Raw genomic sequence first — 15,649 nt, 5'->3', positions numbered from 1 at the left:
CAATTATTCGACGGTCGGCAATTTGATGGGCTTCATCTCCGGCAAGTCGATGCGCATCGAAGGCTGGTTCGCGAAAATAATGTATCGCTCGTTGTATAAGATGCACGAAATGGCGCTGCATGGCCCCATCAAGGTGGCGCTCGATAGCGTCTCGCGTCTGCTGACGCGGCGTACCGAGCCGCAAGTCAAGCTGCACTAGAGCAGCGGCCAATTCGTTCAATCTCGTGGCTGGGCTGGACCCGGCCTTACAGAGCCAAATGAAGACCCTAACGGGAGAGGCGGCCATGACGTCGTGACTGGACGCCCGGCCGCTCAACTCACTCGAGTGAACTCTGGGTCCGGCCGCGCAGGGCATTCAGCAATTCGGCGGTGGGGTAGCTATCCGCCGGCAGGCCAAACTTAATCTGCATTTGTTTGACGGCCTTACGCGTGCCGGCCCCTAGCTTGCCGTCGATCTCGCCGACGTCGAGGCCACGCCGCCGTAGGAGTTGCTGCAGCTCCTTGGTCTGCTCATAACTCAACGAGTCGACGTTGCCGCCGCTGGAGCGGCCTAGGCTCGGTGCACCGGCCATACGGTCCGCGAGGTGCGCCGCCGTCATCGCGTACGTCAACGACTGGTTCCACTGCGTATAGACGCGGAAATTGGGGTACGCGAGGAAAGCCGGACCATTGCGGCCCATCGGAAGCAGCAGCGAGGCTTGGAGACCGTCGGCCGGAAGCTTATTCGCTACCCCTTCCACACCCCATTCGACCCATTGCGAGCGCGGCAGCAGGATGTCGAGATCGGCCTTGTCCCAAGGCAGCTCTTTCGTCAGATGAACTTCTTCCAGCCAAGGCTCACCGCGCTGCCAGCCCATCGAGGCTATGAACTTCGCTGTCGATCCGATGATGTCCGGAATATCGCGGATAAGGTCGCGACGACCGTCGTTGTCGTAGTCGACGGCGTAATTGTAATAGTGCTGCGGCAGGAATTGCGTCTGGCCAAGTTCGCCGGCCCAGGAACCGATCATTTCGTTGGGCTTGAGGTCGCCGCGCTCGATGATCTTCATTGCCGCCTTCAGCTCTCCGCGGAAGAGATCGCCCCGCCGGCAGTCCCAGGCAAGGGTCAGCAGTGAACGCATGACCGGAAGGTCGCCCATGCCGCCGCCAAAGTCGCTTTCGAGCGCCCAGAAGGCAGTGATGACCGGGCCCGGCACTCCGAAATCTTTTTCAGCGCGTTCAAAGATCGGCCGGTATTTTTTCAAGTAGACGCGACCGGTCTGCTCACGGCTTTTCGTTGCGATCTTGAAATAAAATTGGATGAAGGTCTGCGTGAAGAAGCCTTGCTTGCGGTCGCGCGCAATGACGCTCATATCCGGCGTCATGCCACCAATGGCCGCTTCGATCGTGCGTGGTTGAATACCCTCGGAGACGGCTTCGCGCTTAAAATCCTCGATCCAGCTGCTGAAGGGCACCGTGTTCTGACAATTCCGCTTGTTGGCCGCCGGCGGCGGCGTGTTCTCGGCGCTGGCGTTCCCGGCCATCGTTGCAAGCACGAGCATCGCGAACGTTAAAACGTGAAAAACTGCGCGCATGGGAATGCCTTCACCCGTTGAATGGCCGGCACTGTGCCACCGGCGGCGACTGCGTCAAGAGACTATGGCTTCAGTGAGGCTTATCGCGGCGTAATGTCTGGAACACGGCCGAATTAGACAGTGACTTCGCGTCAGATATTTGTTCCACCGCGTTTTCTTCAGACGAAGCGCTCTTAGGCGTTGCCGATCAGGACGCCGACCGCAAAGACGATGGAGCCGCCGACGACCACCTCGAGCGCAGCCCTGAAGAACCTAGTATCCATAAATCGGGCGCGTATTCCGGCGATGATCCACAGCTCGACGAAGACGATGGCGATAGCGATCGTCGTCGCTGTCCGGAAGTCGGAGATGAGATAGGGCAGCGTGTGGCCAAGGCCGCCGAGCGCGGTCATCAATCCGGTAACGCCGCCACGAACCCACGGATTGCCGCGGCCGGAAATCTGGCCGTCGTCGGCAAGAGCCTCGGCGAAGGCCATCGAAATTCCCGCGCCGACGGACGCCGCGAGGCCGACAAGAAATGTCTGCCACGTGTTGTGAGTTGCGAACGCCGCGGCGAAGATCGGCGCGAGAGTTGAAATCGAGCCGTCGATCAAACCGGTCAAGCCCGGCTGCACATACTGGAGGACAAATGCGCGGCGTTCTGCTTTCGATTCTGCAGCTTTCGCATCCTTCGTCAGCTCGTGCTCCGACAGCTGATGCGCTAGGCCGATGTGTTGATCTTCCGCGGCGATCAGATCGCCGAGCAGCTTGCGAATTTCCGCATCGGATGCGCGCTCGAGCGCTGACCCGTAAAAGCTGCGCGTCTCCAGTTCGATGGCTTCGGCTTGCTGGCGCACTTTCGCGAGGCCCAGCGGGCGGACCGTCCAAATCGGATCGTGGCGCACGAGACCGGACACGTCCTGGCGCCGGATCAGCGGGATGTGGTCTCCGAATTTCTGACGAAAGAGATCGATTAGCCAACGGCGGTGCAGGTTCTCCTCGTCCGCCATCTCGGTGAAAACCTTGGCCGATGCCGGATAGTCGGCCCCGAGGCCGGCGGCATAATCAGCGTAGATGCGGCCGTGTTCCTCCTCGAGGGAGATGGCCAGAGCCAGGATTTCGCGCTGATCAAGGTCGGTGAACCGCCGCCGCATCGAAAGACCTTCTGAAAGGCACGGAACGCATGCCGAGCGCAGATTAGAATAGTTCTAATCTCTATCCCACATCTTGGCGGGACGCAATCCTCGAGAAGGCCGGTAATGTGGACGCGAACGGCGAACGTTTCCTTGAACAGAAAGTCGTTTCGCCTTGCGACGCGCCAAGCGCCTCTGAAGGCTGGGGGCGATTTCACAGCTTGCCCACACGCGGCGAACTGGATGCAAGACGGCACGGGTCAACTGGCACGCGGACAAATTAAAAGCGCCGGTCCTTGCGAAACCGGCGCCCAAATCTCAGAACCGCGTTTAACGGCTTACCTCGAGTTGGTCTTATTGCTCGAAGAGCTGCCCTTGTTCATGGCGCTTTGCTGCGCATCCATCCAAGTCGACATCGCCTGCTGCCAGCCCTTCTGCCACATCTCGGCGGCCTGCATCCAGAATTGGATCGGAGCCATCTGCGCCGATCCGAGATCCGGCATTCCAGGGAACATGCCAGGACCGACCCCGGGGAATTGCGAAGACGCGTTCGCGGCTCCAAAGCCCGGTATATTCGGGAAGTTCGGGAAGTTTGGAAATTGGGCCGGCGTTCCAAGCGATTTTGCCTGTTTCTCCCAAATGCCCATGACCTGATCGACGGCCTGAAGCTGCATTCTTGACGCGTTCTGCATCTGCTTGCGGCTGAGTTCGACAAAATCAGTGGGCCAGCCAAGCGCCTTGGCGGCCTCCGACATCTTGTCGAACACGGCGTCACTGTTTTTCTCGCTGATTTCGGCAAGCTCCGAGCGCCAGTTCGACATCGCATCGAAGGCTTGTATGACGGCTTTACGGCTATCCTCGCCAAGCTTGGTGAAGGCGGGATTGGCATCGAACGGTGAATTCGCCATATCGTTCTCTCCCGGCGTTCTATGCATTGGTCTTGGTCGTTTGTCGCACACGGGCGTCAAACTGGCCAGCCTTAGCGTGATGGGGCTATGCCGCGATGCGGCGATGCGGCCGGCGCGCGAACGGGCTACCTGGCGTAACGCCCCTTTTGCCCTGTGGTTCCGGGTGCTATGAGCCCCGCCCATGACCGACATCGCACGCATTCGTAATTTCTCGATAATTGCTCACATCGATCACGGGAAATCGACCCTGTCCGACAGGCTAATCCAGCTCTGCGGCAACGTCACCAATCGCGAGATGAAAGAACAGATCCTCGATTCGATGGACATCGAACGCGAGCGGGGCATCACGATCAAGGCCCAGACCGTTCGTCTCGACTATCTCGCGAAGGACGGGAACACCTATCAGCTAAATCTGATGGACACTCCCGGCCACGTCGATTTTGCCTACGAAGTCTCGCGGTCGCTCGCGGCGTGCGAAGGCGCGATCCTCGTCGTCGACGCAAGCCAGGGCGTCGAGGCGCAAACACTCGCCAACGTCTACCAGGCCCTCGACAACAATCTCGAAATTCTGCCCGTGCTGAACAAGATCGATCTTCCGGCCGCCGACGCCGATCGCGTCAAACAGCAGATCGAGGACGTCATCGGGATCGACGCCTCAGGTGCCATCGGGGTTTCGGCCAAAACCGGTCTCAACGTCGAGGCCGTGCTCGAGGCCATTGTCGAACGTTTGCCGCCGCCCAAGGGCGACGGATCAAAGCCGCTGAAGGCCATGCTCATCGACAGTTGGTATGACGCTTATCTCGGCGTCATCGTTCTGGTTCGCGTTATCGACGGCCACTTGAAGAAGGGCCAGCGCGTTAAGATGATGGCGACGGACGGCAGCTACCAGGTCGATCGCGTCGGAATTTTTAGACCGAAGCAGGAAACCGTCGATCGGCTTGGGCCTGGCGAAGTCGGGTTTTTCACCGCGGCGATCAAGGAAGTCGCCGACACGCGCGTCGGCGATACCGTGACGGACGAGAAAAATCCGACGTCGGAAGCCCTGCCTGGATTCAAGCCGGCGCAGCCCGTCGTCTTCTGCGGACTTTTTCCCGTCGACGCCGCGGATTTCGAAGACCTGCGCGACGCCATGGGCCGCTTACGCCTCAACGACGCAAGCTTTTCATTCGAGACGGAAAGCTCCGCCGCACTGGGCTTTGGCTTCCGTTGCGGCTTCCTCGGGCTGCTGCATCTCGAAATCATCACCGAACGACTCGAGCGCGAATTCAATCTCGATCTCATCACAACCGCGCCTAGCGTCATCTATCATCTGCATATGAACGACGGCACGATCATCGAAATGCACAATCCGGCCGACATGCCGGACGTCGTCAAGATCGATCATATCGAGGAGCCCTGGATCGAAGCCACGATCCTGGTGCCGGACGATTATCTCGGCGCCGTTTTGAAGCTTTGCCAGGATCGGCGCGGCCGCCAGAAGCAACTGACTTACGCCGGTTCGCGCGCCATGGTGATCTACGAGCTGCCGCTGAACGAAGTCGTGTTCGATTTCTACGACCGCCTGAAAAGCGTGTCGCGCGGCTACGCATCGTTCGATTATCACATCGTGGGTTACGAGGAAGGCGACCTCGTCAAGTTGTCGATCCTCGTCAATGGCGAGCCAGTCGACGCCCTCTCGATCATCGTCCACAAGGCGCGGGCTGAAAGCCGCGGCCGCTCGATGTGCGAAAAGCTGAAGGATCTGATCCCGCCTCACCTCTTTCAGATTCCGATTCAGGCGGCGATCGGTGCCAAGGTCATCGCGCGCGAAACGATCCGGGCGCTGCGCAAGGACGTTATCGCAAAATGTTACGGCGGCGACATTACGCGCAAGCGCAAACTTCTCGACAAGCAGAAGGCCGGCAAGAAGAAGATGCGGGAATTTGGCAAGGTCGAGATACCGCAGGAGGCGTTCATCGCCGCGCTCAAGATGGACGAGAATTGATAGGAGCGCTTATCGTCCGGCTCTCCAGTAGCGGTATTGCGCGGCCCGGCGCTGGCGAAACTCGATGTCCGGAGGGCGGGACGAACCCGTATCGCACCACGGATTACCGTAATAGCCGTAGCGACCGTTGATCGGCGTGCAATCGCGTTCGACGCGATCGGCATGCAACCGCTTCGCCTTATAGCCACCTGCCTCGGCCGGCGCCCATCCGAGCGACATGGCCGCCATCGCGCCAGCTAATACAAAAACAATCCTGAACATTTTCGCGCTGACCTTTTCGCCGTAGCCGGTCACGGACACACCCTCCGGCACATAGGGACACCGGCGCCGGATTGCCAGAGCGCCGGTGTCGCGGCATCGCCGATTCAAATGGTCCGGCGCGAAAGGCTTACGGCAGACGCCCGAAGCTGAACAGACCGTAAAGCCAAGCCGCAACGGCCCCAAAGCCGGCTGCGATGCAAAGTATCGGCACGATCTCGCTGACGTTGCCATCGAGCAAAGGCGACGACCTGTGAGCCAGATACGGCACGGTTAAAAATGCCGCGATCAGACCTGGGCCGATCAAGCCGAGGATAGCGCCGCGGATGGTCATCATGCCTTGCGGCTTCCACCCGAGTATCAAGCCGAAAAGAGCGCCCCAGAGGCCACCGGTCACCGCGGTACTTGCGATCCACGGCAGAACGACTTCCGGAACGACCAAACTCTGCACGGGCTCCGTGCTCCACGGAATTTCGCTCCAGCCCGTCCAATACTGCACAAAGAGCCAGCTTATGAACTCCTGCACCGTCACTGCCGCGATCGCACCGGCGATGAATCCCACCACGATACTTTTCAAGGCATTCATAGTCGTTCCCCTTCTTGACCGTTCCCTGTGCCCGCCGTTCTAGCGCGACCATAATGCTCTGTCTTCCCCGACCGCTCCAAAGTTTGGTGTGTGATCTACAAAATCGAGCCGACCCGATTTGCGGTTTCGGCGCTGACTTTTGCTCGGTGTGACACGACCCGCCTCATTTCCGCCCTTTGCATCCCGCTTTGAGTGTGCGCCGCACAACCGGGCCGCATGTCGCCACGCGACGGGGCTCCACCCAACTCGACTTAGAGCTGGCCGCGGCATCCGGGTAGCTGGCGCTCGCGGCTTCCCTTCACCCTGACAACGCCGTTGCAGAGCTTCGGCCACTGCTGCCCGCCCAAGGGCGTGGCCAGGCGTTGATTTGGGTTTTTTCCATCACTGAACAGAACGAAGGACTTCCCATGCGTAAGGGTTCTATTGCTGTGCTTTCACTACTGCTTGCGGCCGCATTTGTACCGACCGCCGTCGAGGCCAGGTCGTACTCCGACAACGGCTACCGATACTCGCGTCACGCGAAAACCAGTCACCGGCACTCCGGCCACCGGTATTCCAGAAATACCTCCGGTATCTCCACAACGTGCCTGACGTCCGCCGCCCGCAACCTGCTCGGCCGGATTCGAAGCCACTTCGGAAATGTCGAACTCGTCTCGACCTGCCGTCCGGGCGCTCGCATCGCAGGCACCAGGACACCGTCGAAGCATGCTTCCGGCCAGGCCATCGATTTCCGCGTACGGGGTAGAAAAGGCGAGGTCGTCAGATGGCTGATCGCTAACCACCACTCCGGCGGCGTCATGACCTATAACGACATGGACCACATCCACGTTGATGTCGGCCCGCACTTCGTGGCCTTGAACCGTCCAAGCGGACGCACCTGACAGGCGCCTGGCGGGCGCCTCAGGGGGGCCCGCCAATTCTTCCTTCCAGCGTCGTAAACGGTATCCCCGGGGCGCCGTGAAACCGGCGGAATTTCAAGGCTCTGGGCTCGGTCGTTCAAGCCGAAATGGGCCTGCGGCGATCTTGCCTTTCCCGCGGGAGCAAGGCATATAGTCGCCATCGAACACGCCTTGGCTTACTCTTCGACAGCGCTACCGCCTGCCTCTAAGACGTCTCCATCGCGCGATTTGATGGCCTCCGTCATTCTGCCGGAGGACGCCTGTTTGCTTTGGAGGCAATTGATGTCGAACGGGACGGTGAAGTGGTTCAATGGCCAAAAAGGTTACGGCTTTATTCAACCGGAAGAAGGTGGCAACGATGTTTTCGTTCACATTTCTGCCGTTGAGCGGGCCGGCCTTCAGTCGCTGCGCGAAGGCCAAAAGATCTACTTCGAAACCGAGCGTGGACGAAACGGCAAGATCGCTGCCGTGAACCTTCGTCCGCTCTAAGGATTTCGAGACCACTCCACGCATGCGGGGAGCAGCTCGTCTGCTCCCCGCTTTTCATATTTAGGTTCAGACAAAAGAGGGTTCAGGAGACCGGATGGCGAAAGAAGAAATGCTCGAGTTCGAGGGCGTGGTGGCCGAGGTTCTGCCCGACGCCCGTTGCCGCGTGAAGCTCGACAACGGGCATGAGGTGATCGCGTACACCTCGGGACGGATGAAGAAAAACCGCATCCGTATTCTTGCCGGCGACCGTGTGACGGTCGAGATGACGCCATACGATCTCACCAAAGGCCGCATCAACTTCCGTCACAAAGACGGGCGTCCGGGAAGCAGTGGTGACGGCGCAGTTGCAGGCACGGCGCGTTCGAGCGGCGGCCCACCGCGTCGCGGCGGGCGCTAATCCGCCCGCTCCGAAGGGCGTTCAATAAACTTCTGCAAAACGACGTTTAAGCAGCCTAACCTTCAACTGATCGCAGCTTCGTGCCGCCGGTGGCCGGCGCCGAGACGCTGGGCCACCCAAAACCACGCGAGCACCATCGGCATCGCGACCGCTGCAGTGGTGCTCGCAGCGAAGCCCGCCCCTCCGCTTAGAAATGCATATAGCCACCCCGACGTCGCGTCGCCGCCACGAAAGACGACGGTGTCGATGAAGTTCTGAACCTTGTATTTTTCATCCGTCGTCGCGAGCGTGTAGAGGACCTTTATTGCCGGATTTGCGAGCGAAAACGCCACGACGCGCTCGGCGACCATCACGGCGGCTACCACCCACAGTGCCGCATCGAAACTGAGAGCGAGCGTGCCGAGCAGCGCAGTTGCCGGAAGCGCGATCAACGCCGTCGTCAATCCGAAGCGGCGCAGAACTCTGGCCGTGCCAAAGACCTCGATCAAGAATGTCGCGACGCTGACCGTCAGATCGCGGCCCGAAAAAAACGCGATACGCGCGGCGCTGCCCGGAATCGAAAGAGCGACGACGCGCGCCTGTTCCAAATAAAAAAACGTACCGACGACGTTCGCCAGAAAGACGAACAGCGCAATGCGTGCAAATATCGGCGTCGTGAAAACCTTTACGGCACCTTCGAGGATGCCGCCGCCTGCAGGCTCCATTTCGCGTTCGTTTCTCTTCGGCCGCAGAGACCGCACAGCAAGACCCGCACTCATCGATGCGAACAGCAAGGCGGCCGATACGAGCAGCAAGTCAGGCGGCGCCAATAGCCTGACGAGCCCCCGCGTCAGCAAAGGTCCGGCAAGAGCACCTGCGGTGCCACCGGCTGAGATAAATCCGTAAAGCCGTTTCGCTTCGTCCTGCGACCAGAGCTCCGACATCAGGCTCCAGAAAAGCGAGACGACGAAAAGGTTGAAGACGCTGCCCCAGACGAAGAACGTGCCGGCAGCCCAAAGGTTGTCCGGAGCCGCTCTCATCGCAAACCAAAAGACGACAAGATTAGATGCAAAGAAAATGTAGACGGCGGGTAGAACGAGCCGTCGCGGAAAGCGCGAGGCGACGAAGCCGAACAGCGGCACCAAAGCGACCATCACGAAAAAGACGACCGTGAAAAGCTGGTGCAGCGCCTCCTTGCCAAGCGTCACGCCGATCTCGTCCCTGACAGGGCGGATGATGTAGTAAGCGGACAGAAGCGCGAAGAACATCGCGAACGAGGCCAGGAGGGCCGCAACCTCGTGCGGCTCGACGCTGACAATGCGCCGCAGCCGAGACACTGAAGCCGCCGGGGTGGGATCCTGCGTTGTCATGGAAGTCCGTACAGGAATTGTCCGGGAGGTCGTGGCTTCAATTAATCAATTGCATGGCTGTTCACAGCCGCGAAAGCAGATGACGCAGCGCAGCAAGGATTCGTACTCACAGGTGTTCCCCACGGGACTGTACCTTTCCTGCATGTGTGCGCGTTATCATTAGGTACGCAAACGTTTTCTGGATTGTGACATAAGTCGAACGGCCTATACTAATCGCAATGCAGCAACAACATGCTGCTTTGCGATCCGGAGACAGGCCGAAAAACGGCAAAAAAACAAGGATTCGGAGTGAGATGAACTACTACGCCTATGAAATGGCTCACGCGTTCATGTCTCCCGTCCGATTCGGTGTTCAGGCCCTCCGGCAGACGGTTGGGTGGCCGCTGAACCCGATGGGTTACACGACCGTCGGCAAGAACATGGTCGCGGCTTGCGAAGTGTTCGAGAACATCACGCGGCGCTACGGCAAGCCGGAATTCGGCATCAAGAGCGTGGCGATCGGGGGGCTCGATGTGGCGATCCACGAAGAGATCGTCTTATCAAAACCCTTCTGCAACCTCATTCATTTTGGCCGCGACGAGGCCGAAAGCGGAAAGCGGAACGACCCCAAAGTTCTCGTCATCGCACCGATGTCGGGCCATTACGCGACGCTGCTGCGCGGCACCGTCGAGGCCATGCTGCCGGAGCATGACGTTTACATTACGGATTGGGCCGACGCCCGCAACGTGCCACTCGCCGCCGGACGCTTCGACTTCGACGACTTCGTCGACTATCTCGTCGATTTCATTCGCTTCATCGGCCCGAACACGCATGTGATGGCCGTCTGCCAGCCGGCGGTACCGGCGCTCATCGCCACGGCGGTGATGGCAACGCGCAACGAGGATTGCCAGCCCGCCACACTTGTCCTGATGGGCGGCCCGATCGACACGCGCCGCAACCCGACGAAGGTGAACGATCTCGCGGCACGGAAATCGATGGCGTGGTTCGAGAACAATGTCATCTTGACCGTGCCCTTCCCTCACGCAGGATTCATGCGGCCCGTTTATCCGGGCTTCATGCAGTTGACCGGGTTCATGACCATGAACCTCGAGCGCCACATGAACGCCCACGTCGATCTCTTCAACAACCTCGTCAAGGGCGACTGCGACAGCGTCAACCAGCACCGAACGTTTTACGAGGAATATCTCGCCGTCATGGATCTGACGGCGGAATTCTACCTGCAGACGGTGCAGACCGTTTTTCAGGATCATCTGCTTCCCGACAGGAAATTGATGCACCGTCACGAATACGTCGACTGCTCGGCCATCAAGAATACTGCGCTCATGACGGTCGAGGGCGAACGCGACGATATTTGTGGACTTGGCCAAACCGAGGCCGCACACGATCTCTGCACGTCGGTTCCGGACGATGAAAAGGTCCATTATGTGCAGCAGGGCGTCGGCCATTTCGGTGTGTTTAACGGCACACGCTGGCGCACCGAGATTCAGCCGCGCATCCGCGAGTTCATTCGCACGATCGAATACAAGCGGCTAGCCGGCAGCGAAGACACGCGCAGCCCTCAGCCGATACGCATCGCAAGAGACACTTTGGAGGTCACGGCCGCGGCGGTGGTCACGCCCGCATCGGACGTCACGCCCGAGTGGCGCGCGAAGCCGAACGGTGCGCTCAACGGCGCCAATGGGGCCAACGGCAAGCATCCGCCATCGCCATTCGTCGACTAGTTTTTCGATTACGTTTTGCAGCAGTCGACGATTTGCTAGACTGCGCCGGCCATGCTTGCGCCTTCCGATATTGATGTCGTTCTGCGTCTCGCGACCGCTGTCCTCTGCGGCGGCGTTATTGGTCTTGAGCGCGATTTGCGCCGGATGCCGACCGGTTTTCGCACGATGGCAATCGTCTCTCTCGGCGCCTGCGTGGTTGCTGTTGCAGGGCTCAGGACCGGCGATCCCGACGCCTTCAGCCGCATCGCTCAGGGCGTCGTCACCGGCATCGGGTTTCTCGGCGCCGGTGTGATCCTGCAGCGGGATAAAATTCGGCAGGTCAAAGGACTGACGACTGCTGCCGCAGTGTGGCTCACTGCTGCGATCGGGCTGATGTGCGGGCTCGGCGAGCTGAAGATCGCGATCATCGCGACGGCGCTTGCCATCGGCGTTCTGCTTCTTGATTTCGTCGGCGATAAAATTTGGCCAAAGCCGCCGAAAAAGGCACCCGACGAAACCGAAGACGTTTTGCACACGCGCGACGACGATTGAGTTCTCTTCCTCTCCCTGCACTCACAATAGTTGTCATCCCGGACGCGATGTGCCGCGCTCTACTCTCTCCACGTCCTCACGGGAGAGGGAATCCAACTCAGTGCGCTTCGTCCCAATTCGCGGCGGCTTTGGCGTCGACATGAATTGGAACTGAAAGCTTGAGTGCGGGCTCGGCGGCGGTTTCCATAACCTGACGTGCGACTCTGATCAGCAAAGTTGCCTCGGCGTCCGCCACCTCGAACACAAGCTCGTCGTGCACCTGCAGCAGCATTCGCGCCGACGCGAGCTTGGCCCGCTCGAGCGCCGCCGGCATGCGGATCATCGCGCGCCTGATGATGTCGGCCGCCGAGCCCTGAATCGGCGCGTTGATCGCGGCGCGTTCGAGGAAGCCACGCATCGACGGGTTCTTGGTGTTGATCTCGGGAAAATGCATGCGCCGCCCGAAAATCGTTTCAACGAAGCCGTGCGCGTGCGCCGCCTTCTTCGTCGCATCCATGTAGTCGCGAATGCCGGGAAAGCGCTGAAAGTACGTCTTGATGTAATCGCCCGCCTCTTCGCGGCTGATGCTCAACTGGTTCGCGAGCCCGAACGCAGAGATCCCATAGATGATGCCGAAGTTGATCGCTTTGGCGCGTCGGCGCACCTCACTCGGCATATCCTTCACCGGCACGCCGAACATTTCCGATGCCGTCATCGCGTGGATGTCGAGACCTTCCGCGAAAGCTTTCTTCAACTGCGGGATGTCTGCAACATGGGCGAGCACGCGCAGCTCGATTTGCGAATAGTCGGCCGAGACCAGCTTCATGCCGTCGTCGGCGATGAAGGCGGTGCGGATTTCGCGACCTTCCTTGGTGCGGATCGGGATGTTCTGCAAATTCGGATCGGACGAGGCGAGGCGTCCCGTCGACGTCGCCGCGAGCGCGTAGCTCGTGTGGATGCGGCCCGTGCTGGGGTCGATGTATTCCGGCAGCGCGTCGGTATAGGTCGACCGGAGCTTCGTCATCTGCCGCCATTCGAGCATCGTATTGATGAGGCGGCGGGCGTCGCCGTGAAGCTCTTCGTTGGCGGCGAGGTCATCGAGCAGGTTGGCGCGCGTTTCCCACTGTCCTGACTTCGTCCGCTTGCCGCCGGGAAGCTTCAGATTGTCGAACAAGAATTCGCCGAGTTGCTTCGGAGATCCGAGATTAAATTTGTGACCGGCAAGTCCGTAGATTTCTTCTTCCAAGCGAACAGCGCGTTGAGCGAACGAACTGGAGAGGCGGGAAAGGATGGCACGATCAACCTTGATGCCGGCGTGCTCCATCGCCAGGATAGACGGAACCAGCGCTCGCTCGAGCGTCTCGTAGACCGTCGTCATCCGTTCAGCGGCAAGACGCGGCTTCAGCGCCATCCACAAGCGCAGCGTCACGTCGGCGTCTTCGGCAGCGTATTCGGTTGCCTTGTCCAGTGGCATGGCGGCAAACGTCTTCTCGGATTTCTTGGCGCCCGGCGCATGTCCCATCGCCTGGGAGAACGACATGCACGTGTGGCCGAGGTGGCGTTCGGCCAGAGTGTCCATTCCGTGCGCGTTGCGGCCGCCGTCGAGCACATAAGAGAGCAGCATCGTATCGTCGAATGGCGCGATATCGATGCCGTGGTGCTTCATTACCAGCGCGTCGTACTTGATGTTGTGCCCAATCTTCAGGACGGACGCGTCTGCGAGCAATGGACCCAAGACTTCGAGTGCTTCGACGGTCGCGAGCTGCGGCGGGCGGGTATCGGCGCCGCCGAACAAATCGTTTCCGGGACCCGTATGCCCCAACGGCACATAACAGGCTTCGCCTGGCATAACGGCGAGCGATAAGCCGACGAGACCGGCGTGCATCGCGTCGAGACTGGTCGTCTCGGTATCGAAAGCGACGCGGCCCGCTTGGCGTGCCCGTCGTACCCAATCATCGAGTTGAGCGCGTGTCGTCACCGTCTCGTAACGACTGCGATCGATCGGCTTGGCGCGTGCCAGTGCGGCACCGGCTGCAACCGCTGCCGCTGGCGTTGCGGACTCGGGCGCCGACGCCTCCAGGGCCGCAAGGCTCTTCTCGCCTGTCTGCGATGGCGCTTTGAGGCTGGCACCGACCGAAACGGCGAGCGGCGGCGGCGCCTCTGCGCCCAAGCCTTCCGCGATGCGCTTTGTAAGTGTGTTGAACTCCATCATTCTCAGGTAGCTCAACAGTGTCTCGGCATTGGGATCCTGCACCCCGAACGTCTCGATGGTGATCTGAAGCGGTACATCGTCCTTCAGCGTCACGAGCTGACGCGAGACGCGCGCCTGCTCGGCAAACTCGATGAGCTTTTCGCGACGCTTCGGTTGCTTGATCTCTCCTGCCCGGGCGAGCAGCGTATCGAGATCGCCATAAGTAGCGATCAGCTCGGCCGCCGTCTTAATGCCGATGCCCGGGACGCCCGGCACGTTGTCGATGGAGTCGCCCGCCAAAGCCTGCACATCGATGACCTTTTCCGGCGGCACGCCAAACTTCTCGACCACCTCGTCGCGGCCGATGCGCTTGGCCTTCATGCCGTCGAACATCGTGACGCCGGGGCGCACGAGCTGCATCAGGTCCTTGTCGGACGAGACGATCGTCACGTCGCCGCCGGCATCGACCGCCGCCTTGGCATAGGTCGCGATCAGGTCGTCGGCCTCGAAGCGATCAAGTTCGATGCACGCCACGTTGAAGGCTTTGACGGCGTCACGAATGAGCGGGAACTGTGGAATCAATTCGTCCGGTGGCGGCGGGCGTTGCGCCTTGTATTTCGGATAGATGTCATTGCGAAAGGTGTCCCGGCCGGCGTCGAAGATAACGGCGATGTGCGTCGGGGCCTCCGAAACCTTGCTCTCGCGTAAGAGCTTCCACAGCATCTGGCAGAAGCCGTGCACGGCGCCGACCGGCAGGCCGTCGGACGGTCGGGTCAGCGGCGGCAGCGCGTGGAAGGCGCGGAAGATGTAGCCCGAACCGTCAATGAGGTAGACATGACTGCCCTTGATAACGGGCAATTTTTCGCCATCGGGGACGGTCGAGGTCGAGGAAGATTTCGCGTGTTGCATTTTTTCAGGATTCGTCATGAGGCGGCACTATAGGGAGATCAGGCGTCGTGACCAGCCGGTCTGGAAAAACTCCCGAGAAAGCCGTCGAAACACCGCGACAGCGCGAAATCGCGGCCGTATTCGCACATTACTGCAGTAATCCGCATCTTACGTGCGGCGTCCGTTGACAGGGGCGCAGGCGCATGGCTGATGTCCGCCGATGTTCGTTTATTGGGTGGCCAAACAATTACATTCACGAGGGAGTTTTGTCATGCGCACGACTACGAAAATGGCGGCCGTTGTCGCCGCCGCCGCCATGATCGCCGTCGGGTTCGGTTCTGCGGACGCCAATGCCGCACCGCGCTGCCGCGCCGCGGTCGAGGGTGCCGCGACGGCCACCGGCATTCTGGGCTCAGGCTCTGCCAAAGCCCGCGTCGAAGCGCGCGCCAATTGGCAGGCGACGGCAAGGAGCCTCTATGGTCCTCGCTACGCGAGCTTCTGGAGCGCACAGAACAAGCAGTGGGACTGCAAGAAAGGCGCGATACTTCTTGCAAAATGCGTCGTCGTCGCCAAGCCATGCCGCTACTAATGGCGGTCAACTTCGCGTAATTGGCGGGTGAGGCCACCGCCTCACCCCGGCTGGACCCGATGTGGCCCGCTGCAATTGCGGGCGAATGCCGGATGGGTTATCAGTCTCGCCTTCAGCACCCGTAGCTCAGCTGGATAGAGCGCTGCCCTCCGAAGGCAGAGGCCACAGGTTCGAATCCTGTCGGGTGCGCCATT

At 60.2% G+C, this 15,649-nt stretch carries 14 protein-coding genes, 1 tRNA gene and 1 pseudogene; 9 read left to right on the top strand and 7 right to left on the bottom strand.

The window, feature by feature from the left end; all coding sequences use genetic code 11:
* Positions 1–199 (top strand): annotated as a pseudogene (locus VN623_RS02975) (NAD(P)/FAD-dependent oxidoreductase); the annotation flags it as partial.
* Between the two features lie 118 nt (positions 200–317).
* Here VN623_RS02975 and VN623_RS02970 read toward each other — a convergent pair.
* From VN623_RS02970 to VN623_RS02960, 3 genes are all read right to left on the bottom strand, one after another.
* Positions 318–1,574 carry a lytic murein transglycosylase gene (locus tag VN623_RS02970; protein WP_325567966.1) on the bottom strand — a complete coding sequence of 419 codons (1,257 nt, stop codon included), beginning with the start codon at positions 1,572–1,574 and terminating at the stop codon, positions 318–320.
* A 173-nt stretch (positions 1,575–1,747) separates the two neighbouring features.
* On the bottom strand, positions 1,748–2,707 hold the full coding sequence (gene mbfA / locus VN623_RS02965; protein ID WP_325567964.1) for an iron exporter MbfA: 960 nt from the start codon (positions 2,705–2,707) through the stop codon (positions 1,748–1,750).
* Positions 2,708–3,024: 317 nt separating this feature from the next.
* Positions 3,025–3,594, bottom strand: coding sequence for a hypothetical protein (locus VN623_RS02960; protein WP_325567962.1), 570 nt, complete (start codon positions 3,592–3,594; stop codon positions 3,025–3,027).
* 181 nt (positions 3,595–3,775) lie between these two features.
* Between VN623_RS02960 and lepA the strand changes: the two genes are divergently transcribed.
* The gene (lepA, locus tag VN623_RS02955; RefSeq protein WP_325567960.1) at positions 3,776–5,578 is read left to right on the top strand and encodes a translation elongation factor 4; all 1,803 of its coding nucleotides are present in this window, start codon (positions 3,776–3,778) and stop codon (positions 5,576–5,578) included.
* A gap of 9 nt (positions 5,579–5,587) precedes the next feature.
* Here lepA and VN623_RS02950 read toward each other — a convergent pair whose 3' ends face one another.
* Complete coding sequence (locus VN623_RS02950; protein ID WP_325567958.1) at positions 5,588–5,872, bottom strand: hypothetical protein; 285 nt, start codon at positions 5,870–5,872, stop codon at positions 5,588–5,590.
* A gap of 94 nt (positions 5,873–5,966) precedes the next feature.
* The gene (locus VN623_RS02945) at positions 5,967–6,422 is read right to left on the bottom strand and encodes a hypothetical protein (protein WP_325567957.1); all 456 of its coding nucleotides are present in this window, start codon (positions 6,420–6,422) and stop codon (positions 5,967–5,969) included.
* Positions 6,423–6,829: 407 nt separating this feature from the next.
* On the opposite strand from VN623_RS02945, the gene VN623_RS02940 reads away from it, so the two are divergent.
* From VN623_RS02940 to infA, 3 genes are all read left to right on the top strand, one after another.
* Entirely contained in the window at positions 6,830–7,303 is a 474-nt protein-coding gene (locus VN623_RS02940; protein ID WP_325567955.1) for a YcbK family protein, read from the top strand.
* 300 nt (positions 7,304–7,603) lie between these two features.
* Positions 7,604–7,810, top strand: coding sequence for a cold-shock protein (locus VN623_RS02935; RefSeq protein ID WP_013214405.1), 207 nt, complete (start codon positions 7,604–7,606; stop codon positions 7,808–7,810).
* Positions 7,811–7,904: 94 nt separating this feature from the next.
* Positions 7,905–8,207 carry a translation initiation factor IF-1 gene (gene infA, locus VN623_RS02930; RefSeq protein WP_325567952.1) on the top strand — a complete coding sequence of 101 codons (303 nt, stop codon included), beginning with the start codon at positions 7,905–7,907 and terminating at the stop codon, positions 8,205–8,207.
* Positions 8,208–8,269: 62 nt separating this feature from the next.
* Here the strand turns inward: infA and VN623_RS02925 are convergent, their stop codons facing one another.
* Positions 8,270–9,556, bottom strand: coding sequence for an NTP/NDP exchange transporter (locus VN623_RS02925; protein ID WP_325567950.1), 1,287 nt, complete (start codon positions 9,554–9,556; stop codon positions 8,270–8,272).
* A gap of 293 nt (positions 9,557–9,849) precedes the next feature.
* Between VN623_RS02925 and VN623_RS02920 the strand changes: the two genes are divergently transcribed.
* A complete protein-coding gene (locus tag VN623_RS02920) occupies positions 9,850–11,277 on the top strand; it encodes a polyhydroxyalkanoate depolymerase (protein ID WP_325567948.1) in 1,428 nt (475 codons plus the stop codon).
* A gap of 51 nt (positions 11,278–11,328) precedes the next feature.
* Positions 11,329–11,808: an MgtC/SapB family protein gene (locus tag VN623_RS02915; RefSeq protein ID WP_325567946.1), complete on the top strand. Its 480-nt coding sequence runs from the start codon at positions 11,329–11,331 to the stop codon at positions 11,806–11,808.
* A gap of 97 nt (positions 11,809–11,905) precedes the next feature.
* Here the strand turns inward: VN623_RS02915 and polA are convergent, their stop codons facing one another.
* Positions 11,906–14,887: a DNA polymerase I gene (gene polA, locus VN623_RS02910; protein WP_325567944.1), complete on the bottom strand. Its 2,982-nt coding sequence runs from the start codon at positions 14,885–14,887 to the stop codon at positions 11,906–11,908.
* Positions 14,888–15,137: 250 nt separating this feature from the next.
* Here polA and VN623_RS02905 point away from each other — a divergent pair, with 250 nt between their 5' ends.
* Positions 15,138–15,455: a hypothetical protein gene (locus tag VN623_RS02905; protein ID WP_325567942.1), complete on the top strand. Its 318-nt coding sequence runs from the start codon at positions 15,138–15,140 to the stop codon at positions 15,453–15,455.
* Positions 15,456–15,570: 115 nt separating this feature from the next.
* Positions 15,571–15,647, top strand: a tRNA-Arg gene (locus VN623_RS02900).
* Positions 15,648–15,649 lie beyond the last annotated feature (2 nt).

The sequence above is a fragment of the Hyphomicrobium sp. genome, assembly GCF_035572195.1.
Taxonomy (GTDB): domain Bacteria; phylum Pseudomonadota; class Alphaproteobacteria; order Rhizobiales; family Hyphomicrobiaceae; genus Hyphomicrobium_B.
The sequence above is the reverse complement of the archived record's forward strand: the minus strand, read 5'-3'. Positions and strand labels throughout refer to the sequence as shown.

Coding starts and splice junctions, on each gene's coding strand:
- VN623_RS02915 (WP_325567946.1), top strand. CDS start 11,329: ATGCTTGCGCCTTCCGATATTGATGTCGTTCTGCGTCTCGCGACCGCT.
- VN623_RS02905 (WP_325567942.1), top strand. CDS start 15,138: ATGCGCACGACTACGAAAATGGCGGCCGTTGTCGCCGCCGCCGCCATG.
- lepA (WP_325567960.1), top strand. CDS start 3,776: ATGACCGACATCGCACGCATTCGTAATTTCTCGATAATTGCTCACATC.
- VN623_RS02960 (WP_325567962.1), bottom strand. CDS start 3,594: ATGGCGAATTCACCGTTCGATGCCAATCCCGCCTTCACCAAGCTTGGC.
- polA (WP_325567944.1), bottom strand. CDS start 14,887: ATGCAACACGCGAAATCTTCCTCGACCTCGACCGTCCCCGATGGCGAA.
- VN623_RS02920 (WP_325567948.1), top strand. CDS start 9,850: ATGAACTACTACGCCTATGAAATGGCTCACGCGTTCATGTCTCCCGTC.
- mbfA (WP_325567964.1), bottom strand. CDS start 2,707: ATGCGGCGGCGGTTCACCGACCTTGATCAGCGCGAAATCCTGGCTCTG.
- VN623_RS02945 (WP_325567957.1), bottom strand. CDS start 6,422: ATGAATGCCTTGAAAAGTATCGTGGTGGGATTCATCGCCGGTGCGATC.
- VN623_RS02935 (WP_013214405.1), top strand. CDS start 7,604: ATGTCGAACGGGACGGTGAAGTGGTTCAATGGCCAAAAAGGTTACGGC.
- VN623_RS02925 (WP_325567950.1), bottom strand. CDS start 9,556: ATGACAACGCAGGATCCCACCCCGGCGGCTTCAGTGTCTCGGCTGCGG.
- VN623_RS02970 (WP_325567966.1), bottom strand. CDS start 1,574: ATGCGCGCAGTTTTTCACGTTTTAACGTTCGCGATGCTCGTGCTTGCA.
- infA (WP_325567952.1), top strand. CDS start 7,905: ATGGCGAAAGAAGAAATGCTCGAGTTCGAGGGCGTGGTGGCCGAGGTT.
- VN623_RS02940 (WP_325567955.1), top strand. CDS start 6,830: ATGCGTAAGGGTTCTATTGCTGTGCTTTCACTACTGCTTGCGGCCGCA.